General features: G+C 61.8%; 14 protein-coding genes. 2 read left to right on the forward strand and 12 right to left on the reverse strand.

Annotated features, from left to right (window positions below; genetic code table 11):
- Positions 1-109: 109 nt before the first annotated feature.
- Both F7R20_RS13055 and F7R20_RS13060 read right to left on the reverse strand, forming a co-directional pair.
- Complete coding sequence (locus tag F7R20_RS13055; protein WP_003202418.1) at positions 110-1558, reverse strand: aldehyde dehydrogenase; 1449 nt, start codon at positions 1556-1558, stop codon at positions 110-112.
- Between the two features lie 108 nt (positions 1559-1666).
- Complete coding sequence (locus F7R20_RS13060) at positions 1667-2497, reverse strand: p-hydroxycinnamoyl CoA hydratase/lyase (RefSeq protein WP_003202420.1); 831 nt, start codon at positions 2495-2497, stop codon at positions 1667-1669.
- A 213-nt stretch (positions 2498-2710) separates the two neighbouring features.
- Between F7R20_RS13060 and F7R20_RS13065 the strand changes: the two genes are divergently transcribed.
- Positions 2711-3205, forward strand: a complete 495-nt coding sequence (locus tag F7R20_RS13065; protein ID WP_003202422.1) for a MarR family winged helix-turn-helix transcriptional regulator — start codon at positions 2711-2713, stop codon at positions 3203-3205.
- Between the two features lie 156 nt (positions 3206-3361).
- Here F7R20_RS13065 and F7R20_RS13070 read toward each other — a convergent pair whose 3' ends face one another.
- Positions 3362-4669: an OprD family porin gene (locus F7R20_RS13070; protein ID WP_003202424.1), complete on the reverse strand. Its 1308-nt coding sequence runs from the start codon at positions 4667-4669 to the stop codon at positions 3362-3364.
- Between the two features lie 312 nt (positions 4670-4981).
- Between F7R20_RS13070 and mhpT the strand changes: the two genes are divergently transcribed.
- A complete protein-coding gene (gene mhpT / locus F7R20_RS13075) occupies positions 4982-6205 on the forward strand; it encodes a 3-(3-hydroxy-phenyl)propionate transporter MhpT (RefSeq protein ID WP_003202426.1) in 1224 nt (407 codons plus the stop codon).
- A gap of 375 nt (positions 6206-6580) precedes the next feature.
- On the opposite strand, the gene F7R20_RS13085 is transcribed toward mhpT, so the two are convergent.
- The 9 genes from F7R20_RS13085 to narH form a co-directional block, all read right to left on the reverse strand.
- On the reverse strand, positions 6581-8200 hold the full coding sequence (locus F7R20_RS13085; RefSeq protein WP_081352559.1) for a methyl-accepting chemotaxis protein: 1620 nt from the start codon (positions 8198-8200) through the stop codon (positions 6581-6583).
- A 111-nt stretch (positions 8201-8311) separates the two neighbouring features.
- Positions 8312-9007, reverse strand: coding sequence for an anaerobic ribonucleoside-triphosphate reductase activating protein (locus tag F7R20_RS13090; protein WP_032833023.1), 696 nt, complete (start codon positions 9005-9007; stop codon positions 8312-8314).
- A complete protein-coding gene (gene nrdD, locus F7R20_RS13095) occupies positions 9004-9165 on the reverse strand; it encodes an anaerobic ribonucleoside-triphosphate reductase (protein ID WP_003202433.1) in 162 nt (53 codons plus the stop codon). Before nrdD ends, F7R20_RS13090 begins: the two co-directional genes overlap by 4 nt.
- Positions 9166-9196: 31 nt before the next feature.
- A complete protein-coding gene (locus tag F7R20_RS13100) occupies positions 9197-11212 on the reverse strand; it encodes a ribonucleoside triphosphate reductase (RefSeq protein ID WP_003202438.1) in 2016 nt (671 codons plus the stop codon).
- A 316-nt stretch (positions 11213-11528) separates the two neighbouring features.
- Positions 11529-12521 carry a GTP 3',8-cyclase MoaA gene (moaA, locus tag F7R20_RS13105; protein WP_003202440.1) on the reverse strand — a complete coding sequence of 331 codons (993 nt, stop codon included), beginning with the start codon at positions 12519-12521 and terminating at the stop codon, positions 11529-11531.
- Between the two features lie 25 nt (positions 12522-12546).
- Positions 12547-13515, reverse strand: coding sequence for a peptidylprolyl isomerase (locus F7R20_RS13110; RefSeq protein ID WP_003202442.1), 969 nt, complete (start codon positions 13513-13515; stop codon positions 12547-12549).
- 10 nt (positions 13516-13525) lie between these two features.
- Positions 13526-14206 (reverse strand): respiratory nitrate reductase subunit gamma, encoded by a 681-nt coding sequence (gene narI, locus F7R20_RS13115; protein ID WP_003202444.1) that lies wholly within the window; start codon positions 14204-14206, stop codon positions 13526-13528.
- Positions 14199-14954 (reverse strand): nitrate reductase molybdenum cofactor assembly chaperone, encoded by a 756-nt coding sequence (narJ, locus tag F7R20_RS13120; RefSeq protein ID WP_013693501.1) that lies wholly within the window; start codon positions 14952-14954, stop codon positions 14199-14201. The genes narI and narJ overlap by 8 nt, the downstream gene beginning before the upstream one ends.
- Before the next feature lie 2 nt (positions 14955-14956).
- Positions 14957-16495, reverse strand: coding sequence for a nitrate reductase subunit beta (narH, locus tag F7R20_RS13125; RefSeq protein ID WP_003202449.1), 1539 nt, complete (start codon positions 16493-16495; stop codon positions 14957-14959).

Consider the following 16495-nt stretch of genomic DNA (forward strand, 5'->3'; position numbering starts at 1 on the left):
GCGATGCGAGCGGAGCGTGGCAGCACTAGGCTGCGGCCTTGTCATTATTATTCTGGCCTGCATCGGGGCGACGGTGTTCAAGGCTCCACCGCCCGCGATGCGACGGGTTTCAGATCGGGTAATGCCGGGGACCGTTCTGCAAGGTCACCCAACGCAGCTGGGTGAAATGCTCGATGGACGCCTTGCCGCCAAAGCTGCCGTAACCACTGGACTTGACCCCGCCAAAGGGCATCTGCGCCTCATCGTGCACGGTCGGCCCGTTGATGTGGCAAATGCCCGACTCGACCCGCTGGGCCAAGGCTAGAGCACGGCTCGTGTCGCGACTGAAGATGGCGGCCGACAGGCCGAACTCGGAATCGTTGACCAGGCGCAACAGCTCTTCATCGCCGTCACCGCGCAGAAGCACCGCCACCGGCCCGAAAGACTCTTCGCGGTACAAGCGCATCTGCGCAGTGACGCCGTCGAGCAAGGTTGGTTGCAGGATGCTGCCTTCCAACTGCCCACCCGTGACCAGCGTTGCGCCTCTGGCCAAGGCATCGTCGATCAGCCCCTTGATGCGTTGACCGGCACTGACGTCAACCAACGAGCCCAGCACCGAATCAGCAGCCGTCGGATCGCCGGCGCGCAGGGTGGCGATCTTGGCGGTCAAGCGGGCGATGAACTCATCCGCCACACGGGCATCGACGATCAGTCGCTCGGTGGACATGCAGATCTGGCCCTGGTTGAAGTAGGCGCCGAAGGCCGCCGCTTGCACCGCAGCGTCCAGGTCGGCATCGTCCAGCACCAGCAGCGGCGCCTTGCCGCCCAGTTCCAGCAAGGCCGGCTTGAGGTGACGCGCCGACAGTTCGCCGACGATGCGCCCGACATGGGTCGAACCGGTGAAATTGACCCGACGCACCGCCGGGTTGGCGATCAACCGCTCGACAATGGCCGGCGCATCCGCCGGTGCGTTACAGATCACGTTGACCACGCCGTCACCCAGCCCTGCGTCCTGCAACACCTGGCCGATCAGCCGGTGCACCGCCGGGCTTATTTCAGAAGCCTTGAGCACCACGGTGTTACCACAGGCCAGGGGCATGGCGATGGCGCGGGTGGCGAGAATCACCGGAGCGTTCCAGGGCGCGATGCCCAGCACTACGCCGCAAGGCTGACGCAGGGCCATGGCGAAACTGCCAGGCACGTCCGAAGGAATGATTTCGCCATTGATCTGGGTCGTCATGGAAGCGGCTTCACGCAGCATGTTCGCCGCCAGGTGTACGTTGAAACCGTACCAATTGGCCATGGCACCGGTTTCGCCGGCAGCAGCGACGAATTCACTGCTACGGGCCTGCAACTGCTCGGCCGCACGCAACAGTCGCGTGCGGCGTTCGTTAGGCGCCAATGCGGCCCAGGCGGGAAACGCCGCTTGGGCAGCAGCTACCGCGGCGTCGGCATCTTCCAGGGTGGCGGCGGCCACGCGAGACACCACCTCACCCGTCACCGGGTTGCAGCGTTCGAAGGTCCGGCCGTCACGGGCCGGGCACGACTGGCCGCCAATCAACAGGGGCACGTCCAGCATGGTGATTCCTCTTTATTGTCTTTATCGGGAATGCATCGCAGCGGTGTAACAGTAGCGCCAGGGCGAGGCAGCGAACAGCGGGATGCGGCCCGCCATTCGCCGGTCGATTCAGCGCTTATAGGTTTGCAAGCCAGGCTTGATGCTCTTGTCGTCCAGAAACTGTTTCATGCCCTGCTCGCGGCCACCTTCGGTGTCGAGCAGGCGCGACTGGTCGAGCTTGGCGTATAGGTAATCCTCGTTCTGCTCCCAGGTCAGTTCGCGGCAGCGTTTGAAACCATGCTTGGCGGCCCGCAGCACCACCGGGTTCTTTTCCAGCAGGTTGCGCGCCAGCTCCACCGTGACTTCACGCAGTTGCGCCAAGGGCACGCTTTCGTTGACCAGGCCCATTTCGGCGGCTTTCTGCCCGCCGAACGTCTTGCCCGTCATGATGTAGTACAGCGACTGGCGATGGCCCACGGTGTCGGCCATGGCCTTGCTCACCAGGTTGCCTGGCGGAATGCCCCAGTTGATTTCCGAGAGACCGAAGGTCGCTTCGTCGGCGCAGATCGCCAGGTCGCACGCCACCAGCGGGCTGAAACCGCCACCAAAGCACCAGCCGTTGACCATGGCGATGGTTGGCTTGGCGTACATGCGCAGCAGCTTCCATTGCCATTGCGACGCTTCGCGACGGATTTTTTCCTGGAGGATTTCCGGCCCGGCATCCACTTCGCGGAAATATTCCTTGAGGTCCATGCCGGCGGTCCAGGCATCACCGGCCCCGGTCAGCACCAATACGCCAGCGGCCGGATCCTGCTCCAGCGTCTCGAGCACGTCGATCATCTCGCGGTTGAGGGTCGGGCTCATGGCGTTGCGTTTTTCCGGGCGATTGAGGGTGACCCAGGCGATGCCCTCCTCGATATCGACCTTGACCGTTTTCCAGCGACCTTCGTAATTACTCATGATGCGTGCTCTCTTGTTCTTGGCTGAAGATGATCAAAAACTAAACCGGAAAAATAGTTATGTCAATTAACTATTAATCGATTTATCTGTATTTTTCCGGGTCTGGGTCGGCGGTTACAAATCTCGAATTTGCGCGACCCCATAGCCAGGGCGTCGCAACCCCGGCAAACTGGATAGCCTTGTTAATCACTTACCTTGAGGAAGTTCACTTCGATGGCCAAGTCTTCCAAGCTTGCCGAACCCGCCGAACCCGCCGAGCCCCTGGCCGCCGGTACCGACGCGCAAGCGCCGCTGGACTCCGCGCTGGACGACCTGATCGGTTACGCCCTGCGCCGCGCCCAGTTGAAACTGTTCCAGAACCTGATTGGCCGGCTCGCCGTCCACGATCTGCGCCCTGCCCAGTTCTCGGCGCTGGCGATCATCGACCAGAATCCCGGCCTGATGCAGGCCGACCTGGCCAAGGCCCTGACGATCGAACCGCCGCAAGTGGTGCCGCTACTGAACAAACTGGAAAGTCGGGCCCTGGCCGTGCGTGTGCGGTGCAAGCCGGATAAACGCTCCTACGGGATATTCCTGAGCAAGACTGGCGAAACCTTGCTCAAGGAACTCAAGCAAATCGCCGCACAGAGTGACTTGGATTCCACCGCGACCCTTTCAGGCGCTGAGCGGGAGGAGTTGCTGCGGTTGTTGAAGAAGGTTTACCACTAGCAAACCTGGCGGCGCTCCCTGTGGCGAGGACGCAAGCTCCGGCTATGTGGGAGCAAAGCTTGCTCGCGACGAAGGCACCTCGATTCCTGAAAAACCGCAGCGCTTCAATCGCGGGCAAGCCTTGCTCCCACAAGAGCAAGCCAGACACCTGGGAACTCACCAGATCGGCACGCTGTACGTCACCAGGAACCGTGTCTGGTTCTCGTCGCGAAACGCCGCCGTACCCGGGAAGTTGTTGCGATAGATCGATTTGCGCGCCAGCAGCCCGACGTTTTTCAGCGGGCCGCTCTGGATCACGTACCCCAGTTCCATCTGGAACTCGCGTTCCTTGCGATCCTCGGCATTGAGGGCCGCCAGTTCGATGTGATCACCACGCACATAACGCAGCCGACTCCGCAGGCCCGGCACGCCCACGGCGGCAAAGTCGTAGTCATGGATCGCCTGCCAGGTGCGTTCCTTGGCATTGAGAAAATCCGAGCTCATGGTCATTTCGCTCAAGCCCATCAGCTCGGTGCCGGACACATAAGGCGTGGCCGTATCGCCACTGGAATGCATGTAGCCCAGGCTCACGCGATGGCCACCCAGGCGATAGCCGACCAGCGCCGAGACATTGCGGTTATCCACTTTTCCGGCCTTGGCCGCGCCGTCTTCGTCGCTGAAAAAACTGCGCAGGTCGGTGGTCAGGACGCCATCGCCCAAAGGCAGGTTATGCAATAACGCCAGAGTGTTCTGTTGATACAAATCCGCCACTTCGGCGTGGTAAGCCCGCAGGCTGAGGTCTTTGCTGACCTGGTAGTCGCCGCCCACGTACGCCATATGGGAAGAAGTCGCCGCACCGTTGAAACGACGGTTGGGCGAGGCGATGCTCATCGGTTGGTAGTCGGTGGAATCGCGCCGGGCGATGCGATCGATATAACCGGTGTTCAACGTCAAGCCGTCGATGTCCTTGGAACTGAGAGTCGTCCCGCGAAAGGTCTGCGGCAGCAGCCGCGATGGGCTGGCAAAGGCAAACGGCAGGAAGATCGACACATCGCCGGTCTTCACCGTGGTTTGCGCGAAACGCAGCTTGCCGGTCACGCCCAGGCGCGAATACTCATCAGCTGCGCGCTTGTCGCTGCTCGACACCGGCAACAGTTCGGTGCCGCTTCGGTCAGGTGACGAGTCGAGCTTGATGCCCAGCAATCCCCTCACGTCGAGGCCGAACCCAACCGCCCCTGGGGTAAACCCCGACTCGACGTTCATGAACACACCTTGAGCCCACTCCCTGGCCGCGGTCTTGGCGCCGTCGTCCTTGTAGTCGCGGTCCATGTAGTAATTGCGCAGGGTCAGGGTGCCGTGACTGTCGTCGATGAAGCCCTCCGCCCGCAAGGCCGGAGCCCCCAGGCTCAGCCCGAGACAAGCCAGCAGATGAACGAGCGATGAAACAGGGCGCGCCGTCAGGGCGGCCCGGGCAAGGTTTGGCATGTTCGATTCCACTTATTGTTGTTGTTTTGTTCGGCCCAACCTTGGTGGTGGGGGGCCGTGGGAACCAAGAATGGAAACTGCACGGGCGCTTCGTCAATCAACAATGACCGATAATCGAACATTAATATCATTAACTAATTTACCAACTGACTCGAAGATTCATACCAAACCTCTGATTTTTATAATGATCTGGCCAGTTTATGACTCCCCATTGGCAACCTTCATTTTTTAGTTAGCTTTGTTAATCTTAAATGCACCTACCGGCTATCCTCCGAGCCGGTGTCCCTCACAAAAACAATAAGAGGATTTGCCATGAACCGTCCGGCGCGTCGTGCGACGCTGACCATCGCCTTGTGTTTCATCGTCGCGCTGATCGAGGGTTTCGACCTTCAGTCAGCCGGTACCGCAGCCGCAGGTCTGCGACAGACGTTTGCCCTCGACCCGAAAATGATGGGTTGGGTATTCAGCGCCGGGATCATAGGGCTGTTGCCAGGTGCGTTCTTCGGTGGCTGGATCGCTGATCGCATCGGTCGCAAGAAAATCCTCGTCACCGCTGTCTTGCTGTTCGGCGTGTTTTCCCTCGGCACCGCTTATGTCGAACACTTCTCCAGCCTCTTGCTGGTGCGTTTCATGACCGGCCTGGGCTTGGGCGCCGCCCTGCCCAACCTCATTGCCCTGTGCGCCGAAGCCGTGGGCGAGCAGCGCCGGGGCACGGCTATCAGCGTGATGTATGCCGGCGTTCCGTTGGGTGGTGCATTGGCGGCAGTGGTCGCCATGTTGTTTGGCGAGCACTGGCAGATGACGTTTTTCATCGGTGGGCTCGCGCCCTTGCTGGTGGTCCCGCTGATGCTCCTGTGGCTCCCCGAATCGAGCGTCTTTCGCCAGGCGCAGGATGGCGGCTCATCGCGCGGCTCCACCGCCCAGGCGCTGTTCGGTGAAGGTCGCGGCCGCACCACCTTGGCGCTGTGGCTGAGTTATTTCTTCACCCTGACGGTGATGTACATGTTGCTCAACTGGCTGCCATCGTTGCTGCTGGAGCAGGGCTTCAGCAAACCCCAGGCCGGCCTGGTGCAGATGCTGTTCAATATCGGCGGTGCTCTTGGCTCGTTGCTCGGCGGCCTGTTGCTGGACCGTTGCAATGGCATCAAGGTGGTGCTGTTCGTCTATGCCGGTCTGCTGAGCGCCCTGGCCGGGGTCGGGTTGTCGGTCGGTATCGTGCCGATGGCCATTGCCGGGTTCGCCGCTGGGTTGTTTGTCATGGCTGCGCAATTGGTCCTCTACGCCTTGGCTCCGCCCTCCTACCCTACGACCGTACGTGCGACGGGGGTTGGTGCGGCGGTGGCCATCGGACGCCTGGGGTCGGTGGCCGGGCCTCTGGCTGCAGGGCAGATCCTGGCGGCAGGGGGTGGGACCACGGCCGTATTGCTGGCGACTTCGCCTGGGTTGGTGGTTGCGACGTTGGCTGTTCTTAGTGTGGTTCGTCGTTCGGTCGGGCCGCGGTTGAGGGCTACGAATCCGGTTGTGGAGCATTCCTGACTTGGGGTGAATATCCGTTATTTAGGTCACGGCTGCTTATGGTTCCGCCCTGACGGCGGCTCACTTTTGAAAAGCTCGGAAGCCGGCCCAGTCAAAAGTAAGCAAAACGCTTTTGCCCCACCACTTGGTGCCTCGCCTAGGCTCGGCATGCCCGAACGAAGGCATTGCTCCGTGGGAGCGAGCTTGCTCGCGATGACGCCAGCACTGCACATCACCACACGCTGACCCAACGCTTTCGCGAGCAGGCTCGCTCCCACAGGGGATTGTGGGGGCTCACAGCATCCGGACACGATACAAGGTCCTTATGGGAGCAACTGTCTTGGATGATTTATTTAGCCATCTTTTCCAGGGACATCTCGCCCCGCAATAAGCGATCTAGACCTTGAACCGCGCCACCGTCTCATGCAGTGACCCGGCCATCTGCGCCAGGTCCTGGCCCGCCGTATCGGTATGCCGGGCGCCCAGCATGACTTGTTCGGACAGGTTGCGAATGCCCACCAGGTTACGATCCACCTCTCGCGCCACCAGCGCCTGCTGTTCCGTGGCGCTGGCGATCATCAGGTTGCGCTCGTTGATCTGCGAGATCGAATGGGCGATTTCATCCAGGGCATCGCCGGAGCGCTGGGCCACTAGCAGCGTGGCTTGCACCAGTTCGCTGTTGTTCTGCATGGAGCTCACCGCATGCCCGCTGTCCAGGCGGATGTTACCGATCATGCCCTCGATTTCCCGAGTCGAATCCTGGGTCCGATGGGCCAACGCCCGGACTTCATCGGCCACCACTGCAAAACCACGCCCGGCATCACCGGCGCGGGCGGCTTCGATGGCGGCGTTCAGTGCCAGGAGATTGGTCTGTTCGGCGATGCTGCGGATCACGTCCAGCACCGAACTGATGTCCTGGACCCGCCCGGCCAATTGCTGGATTCGCCCGGAACTGTCCGTCACACCTTCGGCCAGCGCGGTAATGGAAGCCACCGTTTCCTGGACCTGTTCACGACCGCGCTGGGCCGTTTGCTCGGACACTCGCGAGGCTTCGCTGGTGCTCACCGCATTGCGCGCCACTTCATCCACCGCAGCGGTCATCTGGTTCACGGCCGCGGCAGCCTGTTCGATTTCATGCCCTTGCAACTGCAAGGTGCTGCTGGTCTGGCTGCTCACCGCGCTCAGTTCTTCGGAGGAACTGGCCACCCGATCCACCGAGGCCGCAATGTGCCGGACCATGCTGTTGAGGCTCTGCTGCATGTCGTGCATGTTGCTCATCACGCTGTCATTGGCGCCAACGCCCACGGGCACGCGGATCGTCAGGTCGCCCTGGGCGATGAGATTAAGCAGCCGCGCCGCGTCATTCGGTTCACCGCCCAGGGGACGGGTCACGCTGCGGGTCACCAGGACCGCCACGGTCGTTACCAGGGCCAGGCAAGCCAGCACCAACGCCAACATGTTGCGCCGCGCATCGTTGTAGCGTGCCTGGGCCTGCTGTTCACGTTCGACAAAGACCTTGCCCTGCATCGCCATGATCCCTTCGAGGCTTTTGTACACCTCAAGCTCCGCCGGAATCACCCCTTGCTTGAGCTGCGTCATCGCCTCCTCCGTCGCGCCCTGGCGGATCAACGCCTGCACCTGGACGAAAGCCGCCACATAGGCCTCGCGACGCTTTTTCAACTCGGCATACGCGGCCTTGCCTTCAGGCTGATCGAACAACGGCTCCAGCGTGGCGAAGGCCTGGGTAATCCGCTGCCGGGTGGCGTCGATGGATTGCTGGACTTGCGCGTTGTTCTTGTCGATCAACAAGTCCCGGGTATTCCTGGCGTTATCGCGCACGCCCGTGGCGATCACCATGATCGGGTCGATCTTCGGCCAATCCTGCCTGATGATCTGCTCGGCCTGGTCGCGCAGCATCGCCAGGTCGCTCAAGGCGTAAAGCGCCAAGGCGATCAAGGCCAGTGGGGCGATGGCAAAGCCGATCACGATGCGTTGGGCAGTGGTGAATCTGGTCATATCAAATGCTCCCTGTTCAACTACCTGCCGGGTGGCAGCGCATTTGAAAACCTTGAAAAAGTGCGGCCCAGTCATCCCGGGCCGCTGTCGGTCGTTCATCCCGGCGCTCGCTCAACTGCGTAAGACGAACGAGGGGAACAACTCGCGCATGGCGGCCCACAGCTCAGGTTGCAAGGCTTGTGCCGAAACGCTGGAAAGGTGGGGATCGAGCATCCGCGCGGTGCGCACCAGTTGTACGGCGAACCGCGTGACGCCGCGTTCGCTCAAGCGTCGGGCCAGGGTCAGCAACCGCTCGGGGTCGAACAGGTGCCAGTGCACCGTTGTGCGACATTCATAATCCACGCCGCTGGCCAGCAGGTGGTCGAGGCTGCGCCAGTTGGCGGCACCGCTGCCTTCGACCCGGGTCACGTCCAGGGCATCCTCGGGCAAGGCCTTGACGTCGAAACCCACCCAGTCGGCAAGCCCGACCACTTTGGCGAAGGCCGCCGGCTTGATGCCGGCGCTGTGCAGGCCGATGCGAAAGCCCATCTGCCGCACTTGCTCCATGGCCGGCGCCAGGCCGTCCTGCAAGGTTGGCTCACCGCCGCTGAACACCACGGCGTCGAGCAGATCCTGACGGCGTTGCAGGAACGCCAATACCCGGCACCAATCCACCTCCTCGCTACCGCGCGGCGGGATCAGTTGCGGGTTATGGCAATAACGACAACGCCAGGCACAGCCCTGGCAAAACAGCACGCACGCCAGTTGGCCCGGATAATCGAGTGTGGTCAGGGGCACCATGCCCCCGACCCGTAGCACTCGACTCATGGACGCCCGGCCGCGCGTTCGGTGAAGTGCACCCGCTCGCGGTGCTCGGACTGCTTGCCTGGGTTGAAGGCCGCCACCGGACGGTGATAACCCATCACTCGGGTCCAGACTTCGCAACGTTGACGCTGTGCTTGTGGAAGGCTTTGCGATGCATTCATGGGTGAAGCTCCTTGCGGTCGATGGATCGGATCAGTGAACGCTGCCCTGGCGCTGTTGTTGCAGCAGCAAGGCCTCGTCGCATTTGGGGCAAAACTCGTGTTCGCCGGCCAGGTAACCGTGCACCGGGCAGATGGAAAAGGTCGGCGTGATGGTCAGGTACGGCAGGCGGAAACGTCCCAGGGCCTTGCGCACCAACTGCTTGCAGGCCTGCGTGGAGGAAATCTGCTCGGCCATGTACAGGTGCAACACGGTGCCGCCGGTGTATTTGCATTGCAGTTCGTCTTGCAGCTCCAGGGCTTCGAACGGATCTTCGGTGAAGCCCACCGGTAGTTGCGACGAGTTGGTGTAGTACGGTGCGACCGGGCTGCCGGCCTGCAAGATGTCCGGGTAGCGCTTGAGGTCTTCCTTGGCGAAGCGGTACGTGGTGCCCTCGGCAGGCGTGGCTTCGAGGTTGTAGAGGTGGCCGGTTTCCTCCTGGAATCGCAACAGCGTGGCCCGCACGTGATCCAGCAGTTTCAGGGCGAATTCCCGGCCTTGCTCGGTGTGCAGGCCTTGCTGGTCATCGGTGAAATTGCGCAGCATTTCGTGCAGGCCATTCACGCCGATGGTGGAGAAGTGATTGCGCAAGGTGCCCAGGTAGCGCTTGGTGTAGGGGTACAAACCGGCATCCATATGATGCTGGATGACCTTGCGCTTGACCTCCAGGCTCTCTTTCGCCAGTTCCATCAGGGTATCGATGCGTTGCAGCAACGCACTGGTGTCGCCCTTGTACAGATAGCCCAGGCGGGCGCAGTTGATCGTCACCACGCCCAGGGAACCGGTCTGTTCCGCCGAGCCGAACAGCCCGCCGCCACGCTTGAGCAACTCGCGCACGTCCAGTTGCAAGCGGCAGCACATCGACCGCACCTGATTGGGTTGCATGTCCGAATTGAGGAAGTTCTGGAAATACGGCAAGCCGTAGCGGGCAGTCATTTCGAACAGCCGGTCGGCGTTCTCGCTGTCCCACGGGAAGTCGTGGGTGATGTTGTAGGTCGGGATCGGGAAGGTGAACACCCGGCCTTTCGCATCGCCGGCCTGCATCACCTCGATGTAGGCGCGGTTGATCAGTTCCATTTCCGTTTGCAGGTCACCGTAGGCGAACGGCATCTCTTCGCCGCCGATGATCGGGATCTGTTCGCGCAGATCCTGTGGGCAGACCCAGTCGAACGTCAGGTTGGTGAACGGGGTTTGCGTGCCCCAGCGCGACGGCACGTTGAGGTTGTAGATGAACTCCTGCAACGACTGGCGGACTTCGTCGTAGCTGAGCTGGTCCTTGCGCACATAGGGCGCGAGATAAGTGTCGAACGAGCTGAACGCCTGGGCGCCGGCCCATTCGTTCTGCAGAGTGCCAAGAAAATTAACCATCTGCCCCAGGGCACTGCTCAGATGCTTGGGAGGCCCGGCCTCGACCCGCCCCGGCACGCCGTTGAGGCCTTCGTGCAACAAGGTGCGCAAGGACCAGCCGGCACAGTAGCCGGCGAGCATGTCCAGGTCGTGGATATGCAGGTCAGCCTCGCGGTGCGCCTCGCCGATGGCCTGGCTGTAGACCTCGTCGAGCCAGTAGTTGGCGGTGACCTTGCCCGAAACGTTGAGGATCAACCCGCCGAGGGAATACCCCTGGTTGGCGTTGGCCTGCACACGCCAGTCTTCGCGGTCCAGGTATTCGTTCATCGACGTGGCGACTTCCACCAGTGTGCGACGATCCCGACGCAGGCGTCCGTGTTGCTCGCGATACACGATGTAGGCGCGCATGGAGAGAAAGAAACCGGCGTCCATCAGTACCCGTTCGACACGGTCCTGGATCTGCTCGACGTTCAACCGCGTCTGCCCTTCCAACCGCGCCAACACCGCCTCCAGCAACGCCTCGGCCTCGACTTCGGCATATTCGCCGGTGGCCTTGCCAGCGGCGATCAACGCCTGGCGGATCTTGTCCGCATCAAAGGCAACCACACTGCCATCGCGCTTGTGCAAGCGGTTACATCCTACTGAGATCAACGTGCTCTGCATTTTGGCTCCAGACACTACATATAGGCTTTTTGAGATCTTCAAACACAATATGCAGTGGAGAGTACGGGCAAAAGGCAGGGTTGCAATTGATCGACATCAAGAATCGGAAGCGACCCACATTCAGGCTCGAAAAGTCATTTTTGCAAGCACCATAGATCCCCTGTGGGAGCGGGCTTGCTCGCGAAGAGGCCAGCACATTCAACATCAATGCAAGCTGACCCACCGTCATCGCGAGCAAGCTCGCTCCCACATTGGTTTCGGGGTGACTGCAAGGTCTGTATCCACCACAGGTCCCTTTGTGGGACCTGTGTACTGCTCACCCCCCACTCATGTTCATGAACCGCACGATCTGCACTTCCCCACCCGGGTTGAAGTCATGGCGCAGTGGCTTGCCACGCAACGCCCGTTGCACCGCCTGGATCACCGGTTGGTCGTCCAGCGGATAACGCCGCAGCAAGCCGCGAAGGTCGAGGGAGTCCTCTTGTCCCAGGCACAACAGCAAGCGCCCTTCGACGGTCATGCGCACGCGGTTGCAACTGGCGCAGAAGTTGTGGGTGTTGGGCGAAATGAAACCGATCCGGGTGTCCGGATGACGCTCCAGGCGCACATAGCGCGCTGGCCCGCCGCTGTTTTCGGTGCTGTCGAGCAGCCGGTGATGGCGGGCGATTTCGGCCCGTACCTCATCGCTGGAACAGAACGACTCGCCCCGGGAACGCCCGACCTCCCCCAGCGGCATTTCCTCGATGAAGCTGATGTCGATGCGCTGCTCAATGGCGTATTGCACCAACGCCGGGACTTCATCGAAGTTGCGCCCTTTCATCACCACGCAGTTGAGCTTGATCCGCTCGAACCCGGCGACCTTCGCCGCTTCGATGCCGGCCAGCACCTGGTCCAGGTTGCCGTTGCGGGTGATCGCCCGAAAACGATCGCCGTCCAGGCTGTCGAGGCTGATGTTCATGCGCTTGACCCCGGCCTCGACCAGCGGCTGGGCCAGTCGCCCCAGCTGCGAGCCGTTGCTGGTCATCACCAGTTCCCGCAGGCCGGGCAATGCCGCGATCTCGCGACACAGCCCGACGATGCCTGGACGGATCAGCGGCTCACCACCGGTCAGGCGGATTTTCTTCACCCCCAGGCCGACGAACAGCCGCGCCAGGCGCTGCAACTCCTCCAGGGTCAACACTTGCTGACGCGGCAGGAAAGTCATGTTTTTCGCCATGCAATACACACAACGAAAATCACAACGATCGGTCACCGACATCCGCAAATAATCGATCTGGCGCCCAAATCCGTCCTGCAACACCGCGTTCATGAAGATCTCCCGATTGAGCCCGTGTTCACTGCACCAGCGGCGAGTCGGCGCCCTGAAGGTGAATGCCGCGAATATCCGCCGCACCGATCAGGGTTTGCAGGTACTGCACCAGCGCTTTTTGCCACACGCCCTGCTGCAACTGGGTACGAATCGCCGTCGCCACTGCCTCATACGGCAATGGCTGGCCATCGATTCGCTGGTCGATGCTGATCACGTGCCAGCCGTAACGACTTTCCAGCGGTTTACCAGCCAGGCCCGCCGGCAGGGTGAACAACTGGCGCTCCAGTTCAGGCACGGTCTGGCCCTTGCTGATCTGCCCCAGCGAGCCGCCCTGCTCCTTGGATGGACACGCCGAATGCTTCAGCGCCAACTCGGCAAAACTGCCCGGGAACTGGTCCAGCCGCTCCAGCAGCAGCTCGGCCTGTACATGGGCCAGGCTGCGCGCCTCGGCATCGTCCGGCGCACACTCGAGCAGGATGTGCCGCACCGCCAGCAACGGTGCGCTGTGAAAGCGCGCCCGGTTGCTTTCGTAATAACGCAGGCAGGTGGCCTCGTCGCACTGTGGCACCAGCACCTCGCGTTCGAGCAACAACCGCGTCGCCGCCTCCTCTTCGTTTTCCCCGGCACCGACCTGCAACGCCAGGCCAAGCTCGGCGATACGCTGCTGGAGCAATTCGCGAATCACCAGCGCCCGAGCGGCCTGGTAGACCGCATCCTCGCGACTGTCAGCCGGGTGATATTGCAGCTCCTGGGCCATCGCCTGCGGGGTGACCGACACCCCGTTGACGCTGATGATCGGCCACTCTTGCTCACTGCTGGCAATCAACTGTGGCGCTTCATCCTCCGCCACCGGCCCGGCCTGGGCCGGCTCGAACTGCACCGCCCCCGCCGGTTCGGCATCGGCCAGCGGCGCGATCACCGGTGCCGCTTTTGCCGAAGAACCGCAGCCGCCGCTGCCGCCACCACTACCGCCACATCCGCATCCACTCGCCATGATCTTCTCCTCAAAACTTCTGCCGAACGATTTGATAACGACGCCCCAGGTACCAGACCGGCGCACTGACGATATGGACCAGACGGGTGAACGGGAACAGCACGAACAGGGTCAGGCCCAGCACCACGTGGAGCTTGTAGACCAGGCCCACCGGCGCTATCGAGGTAGCGGCGTCGACCGGACGCAACAGCACGGTGTTCTGGGCCCAATCGGCCAGCATCACCATCACCGAGCCGTCCATATGGGCGGTGGACGCCACGATGGTCATCAGCCCCAGTACCAGTTGCACCAGCAGCACCACCAGCACGAGGATGTCCGAGACATTGGAGGTGGCGCGAACCCGTGGGTCGGTCAGGCGACGGTTGAGCAGCATCACCAGGCCGATCAGGCCCAGTACGCCGAAGAAACCGCCGGAAACCATCGCCAGCAACTGCTTGTTCTCGGTGCTCAGCACATGGTGGTAGATCGCCGAGGGTGTCAGCAGGCCGACGAAGTGCCCGGCCAGCACGAACAGCACACCGATGTGAAACAGGTTGCTGGCCACGCGCATGCCGCGCTTGTTCAGCATCTGGCTGGAACCTGCCTTCCAGGTGTACTGGGACAGATCAAAGCGTGCCCAACTGCCAAGCAGGCAAATCGCCAAGGCGACATAGGGGTAGACCCCGAACAACAACAGATCCCATTTAGACATTGCCCACCTCCCCGGCTGGCGCTGCGGCCAGCCCTTCATGCTGAAAATCCACCCAGTGCAGCGGCACCGCACTTTCGTCCCGCGCCTTGCCCGGCGCGCTGGGCAGTGAACTGCAACGGTCCTGCTGTTCGGCCTTCATGAAATCCACTGCCTCTTCTTCCCAGATCTTGTCCAGGGCTTCGAGGGAGTCGTCCCGTGGTTCGGCCTTCACTTGCTCACGCAACTCGGCCACGGCCACCTGGGGCTCGGCCCCGGCGATTTGCAGCAAGGCCCGGAAGCAACTGGCGTAGGCGCTTTCACGCTCGTCCAGGCGCGCCGCGAGCAAGGCCAGCAGGTGCGCGACATCGGCCAGGCCCTCGCGGGCCTCGAGGTCTTCGCGGGTGGACAGAAACTCCAGGTACAGCGGGATGTAGTCGGGCAGTTCCTTGACGCCGATGGCGAAACCGGCCTCTTCGTACTGGGCCATCATGTCGACCATGGCCTGGCCCCGGTCGCGGGATTCGCCATGGACATGTTCGAACAGCAGCAGCGACAGCGAGCGACCGCGGCCGAACAGAGCACCGTAGTGCTCCTGGCCATCCATCAGGTCCTTGCCGCAGATCACCTCCAGCAACTCGAACAACCCGGCGCGCTGGTTCGGACTGATTTCCCGCGTTTGGAGAATCGCTTGTTCCAGCTCATCCCGACCGGCCACCAGGGTCTCGGTCGGGTAGTCGAGCAGCAACGAAATCACCTTGAGAATGCGCATGCTCATTCCTCCCACAACTGCACGGTTTTGATCACGTCGCGGCGGTTGGCCTTCTTGCCACCGAACATGTTGGTGTCGGAGCTGCCACTGCAACCGCTGCCAAAGCTGAAACCGCACCCGGAACGCTCGGCGAACGCGTCGCTCATGGCGTCTTCGCGGTGGGCGCTTGGCACAACGAAACGGTCTTCGTAGTTGGCGATGGCCAGGTAGCGGTACATCTCTTCCACCTGGTTCACGCTCAAGCCGACGTCGGCCAGCACTTGCAGGTCCTGCACGCCGTCGACCTGCTCGGAACGCTTGTAGGCACGCATCGCCAGCAAGCGTTTCAGCGCAAGCTTGACCGGCTTTTCATCACCGGCGGTGAGCATGTTCGCCAGGTAGCGCAGCGGGATACGCAGGCTGTCGACGTCCGGGATCACCCCGTTCATGCCCACGGTGCCGGCCGTGGCAGCGTTCTGGATCGGCGACAGTGGCGGCACGTACCAGACCATTGGCAAGGTGCGGTATTCCGGGTGCAGCGGCAGTGCGAGTTTCCAGTCCACGGCCATTTTGTAGACCGGCGAGCGTTGCGCCGAATCGATCACCGACTGCGGCACGCCATCGGCCAGGGCCTGGCGAATCACCGCCGGGTCGTTCGGGTCGAGGAAGATCTCCAGTTGTTTCTCGTACAGGTCCTGCTCATTGGCGGTGCTTGCCACTTCGCTGATGCGATCGGCGTCATACAGCAACACGCCGAGGTAACGGATGCGGCCAACGCAGGTTTCAGCGCAGACGGTCGGCATCCCGGCTTCGATGCGCGGGTAGCAGAAGATGCATTTTTCCGACTTGCCGCTCTTCCAGTTGAAGTAGATCTTCTTGTACGGGCAGCCGCTGATGCACATGCGCCAGCCGCGGCACTTCTCCTGGTCGATCAGGACGATGCCGTCCTCTTCGCGCTTGTAGATCGCTCCGCTCGGGCACGACGCCGCGCACGCCGGGTTCAGGCAGTGCTCGCACAGGCGCGGCAGGTACATCATGAAAGTGTTTTCGTACTCGCCGTAGATGTCCGCCTGGATCTTGTCGAAGTTCTTGTCCTTGCGCCGCTTGGCGAATTCAGTGCCGAGGATTTCCTCCCAGTTCGGGCCCCATTCGATTTTCTGCATGCGCTTGCCGGACACCACCGAGCGTGGTCGCGCGGTGGGCTGGTGCTCGCCCAGCGGTGCGGTGTGCAGGTGCTGGTAGTCGAAGTCGAACGGCTCGTAGTAATCGTCCAGGCTCGGCAGGTCCGGGTTGGCGAAGATGTTCGCCAGCACGCGGAACTTGCCGCCGATGCGCGGGTTGATCGAACCGTCAGCGTTGCGGATCCAGCCGCCTTTCCACTTGTCCTGGTTTTCCCACTCCTTGGGATAGCCGATGCCAGGCTTAGATTCGACGTTGTTGAACCAGGCGTATTCCATGCCTTCGCGGCTGGTCCAGACGTTCTTGCAGGTAATCGAGCAGGTGTGGCAGCCGATGCATTTGTCCAGGTTCAGGACCATGCCGATTTGTGAGCGAATCTTCAT

The sequence above is a fragment of the Pseudomonas brassicacearum subsp. brassicacearum genome, from assembly GCF_008801605.1.
Lineage (GTDB): Bacteria > Pseudomonadota > Gammaproteobacteria > Pseudomonadales > Pseudomonadaceae > Aquipseudomonas > Aquipseudomonas brassicacearum.

Coding starts and splice junctions, on each gene's coding strand:
- moaA (WP_003202440.1), bottom strand. CDS start 12,521: ATGAACGCGGTGTTGCAGGACGGATTTGGGCGCCAGATCGATTATTTG.
- narI (WP_003202444.1), bottom strand. CDS start 14,206: ATGTCTAAATGGGATCTGTTGTTGTTCGGGGTCTACCCCTATGTCGCC.
- F7R20_RS13085 (WP_081352559.1), bottom strand. CDS start 8,200: ATGACCAGATTCACCACTGCCCAACGCATCGTGATCGGCTTTGCCATC.
- F7R20_RS13100 (WP_003202438.1), bottom strand. CDS start 11,212: ATGCAGAGCACGTTGATCTCAGTAGGATGTAACCGCTTGCACAAGCGC.
- F7R20_RS13090 (WP_032833023.1), bottom strand. CDS start 9,007: ATGAGTCGAGTGCTACGGGTCGGGGGCATGGTGCCCCTGACCACACTC.
- F7R20_RS13060 (WP_003202420.1), bottom strand. CDS start 2,497: ATGAGTAATTACGAAGGTCGCTGGAAAACGGTCAAGGTCGATATCGAG.
- narH (WP_003202449.1), bottom strand. CDS start 16,495: ATGAAGATTCGCTCACAAATCGGCATGGTCCTGAACCTGGACAAATGC.
- F7R20_RS13070 (WP_003202424.1), bottom strand. CDS start 4,669: ATGCCAAACCTTGCCCGGGCCGCCCTGACGGCGCGCCCTGTTTCATCG.
- F7R20_RS13110 (WP_003202442.1), bottom strand. CDS start 13,515: ATGGCGAGTGGATGCGGATGTGGCGGTAGTGGTGGCGGCAGCGGCGGC.
- nrdD (WP_003202433.1), bottom strand. CDS start 9,165: ATGAATGCATCGCAAAGCCTTCCACAAGCACAGCGTCAACGTTGCGAA.
- F7R20_RS13065 (WP_003202422.1), top strand. CDS start 2,711: ATGGCCAAGTCTTCCAAGCTTGCCGAACCCGCCGAACCCGCCGAGCCC.
- F7R20_RS13055 (WP_003202418.1), bottom strand. CDS start 1,558: ATGCTGGACGTGCCCCTGTTGATTGGCGGCCAGTCGTGCCCGGCCCGT.
- narJ (WP_013693501.1), bottom strand. CDS start 14,954: ATGCGCATTCTCAAGGTGATTTCGTTGCTGCTCGACTACCCGACCGAG.
- mhpT (WP_003202426.1), top strand. CDS start 4,982: ATGAACCGTCCGGCGCGTCGTGCGACGCTGACCATCGCCTTGTGTTTC.